The sequence below is a fragment of the Glaciimonas sp. GG7 genome (assembly GCF_052976905.1).
This window is the reverse complement of the sequence record NZ_JBRIIQ010000167.1, coordinates 1-5,102: the sequence shown is the minus strand read 5'-3', so window position 1 is coordinate 5,102 and position 5,102 is coordinate 1. Positions and strand designations below refer to the sequence as shown.

5 protein-coding genes and 2 pseudogenes are annotated in these 5,102 nt (G+C 51.0%); 2 read left to right on the top strand and 5 right to left on the bottom strand.

The features are described 5' to 3' along the window. A pseudogene (locus tag ACVBEF_RS20505) lies at positions 1–840 on the top strand (NAD(P)H-quinone oxidoreductase); the annotation flags it as partial. Between the two features lie 192 nt (positions 841–1,032). Here the strand turns inward: ACVBEF_RS20505 and ACVBEF_RS20500 are convergent. The 4 genes from ACVBEF_RS20500 to ACVBEF_RS20485 form a co-directional block, all read right to left on the bottom strand. After that, the gene (locus tag ACVBEF_RS20500; RefSeq protein WP_447123626.1) at positions 1,033–2,349 is read right to left on the bottom strand and encodes a c-type cytochrome; all 1,317 of its coding nucleotides are present in this window, start codon (positions 2,347–2,349) and stop codon (positions 1,033–1,035) included. Beyond that, positions 2,346–3,041, bottom strand: coding sequence for a c-type cytochrome (locus tag ACVBEF_RS20495; RefSeq protein WP_447123651.1), 696 nt, complete (start codon positions 3,039–3,041; stop codon positions 2,346–2,348). Before ACVBEF_RS20495 ends, ACVBEF_RS20500 begins: the two co-directional genes overlap by 4 nt. Positions 3,042–3,208: 167 nt before the next feature. Further along, entirely contained in the window at positions 3,209–3,415 is a 207-nt protein-coding gene (locus ACVBEF_RS20490; RefSeq protein ID WP_447123625.1) for a hypothetical protein, read from the bottom strand. Between the two features lie 104 nt (positions 3,416–3,519). Then, entirely contained in the window at positions 3,520–4,077 is a 558-nt protein-coding gene (locus ACVBEF_RS20485; protein WP_447123624.1) for a DUF4142 domain-containing protein, read from the bottom strand. A gap of 280 nt (positions 4,078–4,357) precedes the next feature. Between ACVBEF_RS20485 and ACVBEF_RS20480 the strand changes: the two genes are divergently transcribed. Then, on the top strand, positions 4,358–4,573 hold the full coding sequence (locus tag ACVBEF_RS20480; RefSeq protein WP_447123623.1) for a glycine zipper 2TM domain-containing protein: 216 nt from the start codon (positions 4,358–4,360) through the stop codon (positions 4,571–4,573). Positions 4,574–4,691: 118 nt separating this feature from the next. Here the strand turns inward: ACVBEF_RS20480 and ACVBEF_RS20475 are convergent. Continuing rightward, positions 4,692–5,102, bottom strand: a pseudogene (locus ACVBEF_RS20475) (hypothetical protein); the annotation flags it as partial.

The window sequence follows — 5,102 nt, the reverse complement described above, 5'->3', positions numbered from 1 at the left end:
CACCGGTAATTATGCACCACCACCCGGCGCGTCCGATTACCAGGTCTGGAAGTGGCAGGAGAAATTATCGATGGCGACTTCGCCAATAGCCACTTCAAAAAAGGAGATATGGTCTGCGCGCTGGTGCCGGGCGGCGGCTATGCTGAATATTGCACCACCCCTGCCGTGCAATGCCTGCCGATCCCCAAGGGCTGGACTACACTTGAAGCCGCATCACTGCCAGAGACTTTTTTCACCGTATGGAGCAATGTTTTTGAACGGGCACATTTGACTGACAATGAAACGTTGCTAGTGCAAGGCGGCAGTTCCGGGATCGGGGCTGCCGCAATACAGATTGCTACAGCCCTCGGCCACCAAGTGTTCGCAACTGCTGGCTCAGATGAAAAATGCCGTGCCTGCGAGGATCTGGGTGCAGTACGCGCCATTCATTACCGTACCGAAGATTTTGTCGAAGTAGTGAAATCGCTAACCGGAGGCAAAGGCGTCGATGTGATCCTCGATATGGTCGCAGGGGATTACGTACCGCGCGAAATAAATTGTCTGGCCGAAGATGGTCGCTTAGTCTTCATTGCGACATTGGGCGGCAACAGCGCCAATCTCGATTTCCGTAAAATCATGGCGCGCCGTCTGACGATCACCGGCTCGACATTGCGCCCGCGCCCGATTGCATTCAAAGCAGCGATCGCAACGCAATTACAAACGCACGTCTGGCCTTTGCTGGAAGCAGGCAAGATCAAACCGGTGATTTTTCAGACTTTTCCACTGGAGCATGCCGCCCAAGCGCATACGCTCATGGAAAGCAGCAGTCATATCGGAAAAATTATGCTGACGATGCTATAAAAAAAGCAGCCGATGGCTTAATGCCGTTCAGTTAAGAAACCGTTCGGATTGAGTAGCTTAGCGTATCGAAGGCGCAGTAGCGCTGACTTCGATACGCACGATGGGCTACTCAGCCCGAACGGTTATCTAAATTAACTGAACAGCATTACAGCCGATGGCTGCTTTTTTATGCATGAAAAAAATCCTCAATCGCTAATCCAGCGGCACAGAACGATAACGATTAACTTCAGACGCCGATACCAACGTAGCACTATTTCCCCATGCGTTACGAATATACGAAACAACCGCTGCGACTTGCGCATCCGTCATATCTTGTGCAAACGGTGGCATGCCATAGGGGCGCGGATTACCAGCAGTGGTAGGTGCAAAACCGCCATTCAAGACGACCCGAATAGCATTCACAGGCGACGGCATCGTAATGGCCCGATTGCCCATCAGCGGCGGATAGGCCGGATATACGCCTTTGCCGGACGCAAGATGGCAGGCGACACAATTATCTTTGTAGACGGTTTCTCCTAGCGCCAAAACCCGATCAATCTCTTGCGGACTCGCATATTCTTTCTCAACGACCGGACTCAGATCTGGACGCGGCAAGGTTTTCAGATAAACCGCCATCGCCGTAATGTCAGTCTCGTGCACGTGCTGCAAACTGGCGGCAACCACTTCAGCCATCGGCCCAAACACTGCGCTACGTGGCGACACACCGGTCTTGAGCAAGGATGTGATATGCGTGATTTCCCAATCACCCAGACCGATTTCAACATCGGAAGTCAATGACGGTGCATACCAATTCACCACAGGAATAAAGCCACCACTCAGTTCCCCCTTAAGATCGAGTCCACCCAATGCGTTACGGGCCGAATGGCAGGCGCTGCAATGGCCGAGACCTTGCACCAGATAAGCGCCGCGATTCCACTCTACCGATTGATCACTCTGAGCTTGATATACGCCGGGCCGAAAATACAATGCACGCCATACGTACAACAGCACCCGATTGTTGTACGGAAATCGTAACTCTGGCGCAATATTCTTTTGCGTCACCGCCGGGAGACTACGCAAATACGCAAACATCGCATCGGCATCGTCCCGCGACACTTTGGTGTAGTTGGTATACGGAAAAGCCGGATACAACAAACTGCCATCTTTGGATTTGCCGTTATGCAGCGCACGCCAGAAATCATTTGCGTCCCAACGACCGATTCCCGTTTCCTGATCTGGCGTTAAATTCGGTGCATAAACCTTACCGAACGGCGTCACCACTGCGCGTCCGCCAGCATACTGTTGGCCTCCACGCGCGGTATGACAAGCCATGCAATCCCCCACACGGGTCAGATAAGCGCCACGCGCAATTTGATCGTTGCGTTGATGCGCGTTAAGAGATGCGGAAATCTGAGTCGCCCGGGGATCGGGATCATCCATATTCAAGTACGCCAACACACCGGTGATGCATACCATCAGCGCGGCCAGGCTGGTTATGCTCCATAACCAAAAACGTTTATACCTGATCATTCTTTACTCACTGAATTCGGTACGCTACCGCAAGCAAGCGGTAGTTTTAATGGTCCGGCCACAACCGCGCTCGCCCCTTCTGGAATCGGCTGCGCAGCCAGCCAACTCGCGACCGCAGCAATATCATCAGGACTCAATCGCTGCGCAACTTGCGCCATGCAATCGGGCGCAGCAGCATGACGCACACCGGTCTGCCATGCACCTATCTGCGCCACCAAATAGTCACGCGGCAAGCCCAGCAAACCTGGCGTCGCAGGTAAAACACCCGTCATTGCATTGCCATGACAAGCAATGCAAGCCGGAATTTTTTTGCTCGCGTCACCATCCTGCACCAGCGCTTGTCCTCGCGCAAAATGTGCGGACGATAGATTGAATGGCTGGGGAGCTGGATACGGTGGATGCTGATCCGAAAAGTAGTCGGCGATTTCAAGCAAATAGGCGTCCGACATATGATCAACCATGTAGGTCATCATCGGAAACTGCCGACGCCCGCTACGAAAATTGATGAGTTGGTTATATAAATAACCTGCTGGTTTACCTGCGATGCGCGGATAGTAACCATCACTGGCGGCGCGTCCCTGCTTGCCGTGGCAAGCAGTACAGGCAATAAGCCGTTGAGCGATGGTATCGGGAACCGGTGTGTTGTCTACCTCGGCGCTCGCCCCAGCCTGGCTACTGTAGAGCAAACACATGACTAGCGACACCGCAAAAACCACATTCGTAATGACCTTCAGAACCGTATGCCACGCATGGCGCGATGCCTGCGTGGCGTAAAAAATTGACATTGAGTTTGATCTGGAACGGAATGAAAAAATGATAATAGACGATAAAGAAACAAATAACCGACAACTATCCCGATTTACTTTCCAGCAATTTTAGCCGGAACGATAGGCTGATCTTTGGCAGGACCATCGGTATTCGTATAGATCTGCTCTTCCAAAATATCGAGCTGCTGGCTACCGTCTAGCGCATGGCCGAATGGAGATTGCCTATGCGTAGAAGTCGGCACCTTCTTATTGTCAGTTTGAGCAACCGCTTGATCTGATACTTGCTTGATGTCAGTCATAAAAACCTCCGTTTGTCATTACAGCGCTAATGCAACGATAAGCGAAAGAACATCATCGCCATATACGTAATATAGGACTTCTAGAGATGGTATGTAAGCAATCTTCACTGCATCTTGCGCTTATCCACAACCAACTTTAACTGCTGCCCCATCTCCAGATGTTGCCTGAGCATAGGCAAGAACTTGCTGGCAAAAGCTTTGACGTCAGGATCTTTCGCACGCTTTTGCGCCTGCTGAAACAACGCAATCTGGTCCATATTTGCCAAGACCCCGATTTCACGACTGTATTCCTTATCGAACCGCACTCCAGTTAACTTCGATAGCCTGACAATCGATACTTGCTGTATCTTGCCAGTCGTTTCCGGGAGGATTACTCCCTTGGCCGATGCCAGGCGCGCCAATTCGACAGCGATTATTTGTTGATCTGAAGTCATCGCCTTCGCAAATGTTTGTATTTCAGGGTTGGCTGCGCGACTGATCACTAAACTACTTGCTTCGAGCTCCGCATAACCACCTTCCGCAACATGCATCAAGAATAGTTTTTCATGTCGCGATAAATCAGCGGCACTCACGCTGCCAGCACACAGCAGTGCAACGGCACAAACACACCCGTAGATGAGAAAAAAGAAACGCTGCTTAACTCTTGCCGGTGAGGAGTCCATATCGACCTTCTAAAAAATGGTTTGGTGACCCAATATCTCATGGCACAGCATAAAGCCACTTGTCAGAAAATTCCTACAGCCAAATCAGTGAGTAACCGGTAGCAGCAACAACTCTAGAGGCAAACAATGCTAATACAAAGCGTATGATCTAAGTAAGGCAGCATAATTGTTTAGACTAGGCGCTCCGACGCAGACCGTACGACTACCACGTATAAACGATTATGCGGCCTTACTTAAGACAGGGGAACCTATCTGATACTTATTCCAAAGAGGACGCATTATGAAAATCGTACACACTATTTCCATCAGCGCACTGACCCTGACGTTGCTGGTGTCCCTGAGCGGATGCGGGGGTATGTCAAGACAAGGTGCCGATACTGCCGTCGGCGCTGGCATTGGTGGCGTTGCTGGCGCAGTGCTTACCGGCGGTAGCACTCTGGGCACAGTTGGAGGCGCAGCAGTCGGCGGTGTGATTGGGCATGAAGTCGGCAAATAAAATTGCACCATATAAATAAATGCCGCTACCAGTGACTCTTAAGGCGATTGGTAACGGCATTTTTGTGCATCCATCAATATGTCGAATAAAACCATTTCAACATTTTTACTAAAAGCAATTAATGTAATTTAACCGATGGTTTAGCGTGCTTCATCAAACTGCTGGCCGTTGCCGTGACCCCCGTACGCACTGGCCCCAGCAACGCGTTCAAATGTAACAAATGCAAACTGGCATACATCATCCGGGCGAAAAACCCATCGACAAACCAGCCCAGTTTTGTCAACGAACCCATTAACGTCCCCACCGATGAATATCTCCCGAACGAGACCAACGAACCGTAATCTTTATAGACATATGGTGCATCAATTGCGGCCTGCCCCTTAATCTCCCGCATAAACAACGCCAATAAATAGTCGGCTTGCTGATGCGCAGCTTGCGCTCTGGGCGGCACTAGTCTGCCGTCGGCACCGATGCTGATCGATTCGTGCTTGTCCGTGGTACTCGGCATAGAACTACTGAGTCGGAGACA

What these genes read in the sequence shown, in the direction of transcription:
- ACVBEF_RS20500 (WP_447123626.1), bottom strand. Translation starts at nt 2,349, where the DNA reads ATGATCAGGTATAAACGTTTTTGGTTATGGAGCATAACCAGCCTGGCC.
- ACVBEF_RS20495 (WP_447123651.1), bottom strand. Translation starts at nt 3,041, where the DNA reads ATGTGTTTGCTCTACAGTAGCCAGGCTGGGGCGAGCGCCGAGGTAGAC.
- ACVBEF_RS20490 (WP_447123625.1), bottom strand. Translation starts at nt 3,415, where the DNA reads ATGACTGACATCAAGCAAGTATCAGATCAAGCGGTTGCTCAAACTGAC.
- ACVBEF_RS20485 (WP_447123624.1), bottom strand. Translation starts at nt 4,077, where the DNA reads ATGGACTCCTCACCGGCAAGAGTTAAGCAGCGTTTCTTTTTTCTCATC.
- ACVBEF_RS20480 (WP_447123623.1), top strand. Translation starts at nt 4,358, where the DNA reads ATGAAAATCGTACACACTATTTCCATCAGCGCACTGACCCTGACGTTG.